The organism is Endozoicomonas sp. SESOKO3 (assembly GCF_024606255.1).
In genome coordinates this window covers 1-1,619 of the sequence record NZ_JAHHPR010000200.1, presented here as the reverse complement: position 1 = coordinate 1,619, position 1,619 = coordinate 1, and the positions used below count along the sequence as shown (strand labels likewise).

Below are 1,619 nucleotides of genomic sequence, written 5' to 3'. Positions count from 1 at the left end.
GGCAGTGGCAGACAGCTATGGCTTGAACCCATTTATACGGCAGGTGTGGGCTTTATCCGACAGAAAAGGCGGAGTATTGCCTGTGATATCCGTCGATGGTTGGGTTTGCATCATGAACTCGTATCCAGAAAGTGATGGGATTGAATTCGGTTATCCCGATGAGCTTATCCAGTTCGATGAGGATATGAAACCCTGTCATCCCTGGATTGAGTGCACGGTTCACCGTAAAGATCGGGAACATGCGATTCGGGTACGTGAGTATCTTGATGAGCTGTACCGGCCTGCGGTGATAAAGAATGGCAAGAAATTTCCCAGCCCCTGGCAGACTTGTCCTAAGCGTATGCTTCGCCATAAGTCTCAGATTCAGGCCATTCGGATTTCCTATGGTCTCAGCGGATTATTTGAACCGGATGAAGCAGAACGGTTGCTTGAAAACCAGATGGGTGAAGCAGTGCCTGATCTGCGAGAGCCTGAGTCAAAGCTGGAACAAACAGCGGGCAAGAAAGTGAAGGAAAAAACTGGGCTTGTGTCGTCAGAACCTGATGTTCTGGATGATACGCTGGCTGAGATAGCAGGGGAATTATTACCGGCGAAAGCTATTACTGGTGATGAAGTGCCTGAGCCCAATGGTCTTGAACCACAGGTTGTGTCGTTTATTGAGCAGATTGTGGAACGAGCCAGGGGAACAGGAGCCTTTACCGCTGCCCAGGGGTTTGCCCAGGAGCGGTTTAAGAAAGATGGTAATGCTCTGAATTACTGCCTTTTCCGGCTGGATGTGGTGCAGGCAGAATCAGCAAAACAGTCTGTTTAAGGTGATTTGTGATGAAGCAGGTCAATCTTGAGCAACGATCAAGGGAATGGTTCGACTGGAGAAGCTGCGGTATCACAGCCAGTGATGCTGCTGTGATTCTCGGGCAATCGCCTTATAAATCTCGTTGGCAGCTTTGGTGTGAAAAGAAAGGGGCAGAGAAATCGGGAGTCATGAAGGAACCGGATTTATCTTCAAACCCTCATGTTCAACGTGGGATTGAGGATGAAGACGACGCAAGGATTCGGATGGAAGAAGCGTTGGGCGATGCGCCTCTCTTGCCCGTTTGTGGGGAGTGGGAACAGAACCCAAGGCTGCGTGCCAGTTTTGACGGTATGACCAGGGACGGTATTCCGGTAGAACTGAAAGCGCCAAGTGAAAAAGTCTATCAGGATGTGAAGACTTTGAAGGGGCAGTCGGAAGGCTATCGACGTGCATTTGCACAAGTGCAGTTTCAGATGTTGGTTGCAGACTCTAATCGCGCCTGGCTCTGTTTTTATCGAAAAGGTAGGCCGATTCTTCCAGCCTGTATCAGCAGGGACGATCACCTGATTCAGCAATTGCGGACGGAAGCAGAAGTTTTCTGGCAACTTGTGGAAGATGGTGATGAGCCAGAGAAAGATCCGAATCTGGATGTTTATGTGCCAGAAGGTCCGACGGAGCATGCGCATTGGCTCAAGCTGGCAATGGTCTATCGCCGTCGTCAGTATCGTCTCGATGAGTTGAAAGGGATGCTGGAAACCGGGAAGTCTCAACAGAAGCGGCTGCAACAGGAGTTGCAAAAGTTGATGGGAGCATTCCGGGTAGCTGA

General features: G+C 50.1%; 2 protein-coding genes. Both read left to right on the top strand.

Annotated features, from left to right (window positions below; genetic code table 11):
- Window positions 1–4 precede the first annotated feature (4 nt).
- Window positions 5–811 carry a recombinase RecT gene (locus KDK18_RS03440; protein ID WP_257253231.1) on the top strand — a complete coding sequence of 269 codons (807 nt, stop codon included), beginning with the start codon at window positions 5–7 and terminating at the stop codon, window positions 809–811.
- An 11-nt stretch (window positions 812–822) separates the two neighbouring features.
- Window positions 823–1,619 (top strand): lambda-exonuclease family protein (locus KDK18_RS03435; RefSeq protein ID WP_257253230.1); only part of this gene is annotated, 797 nt, incomplete at its 3' end.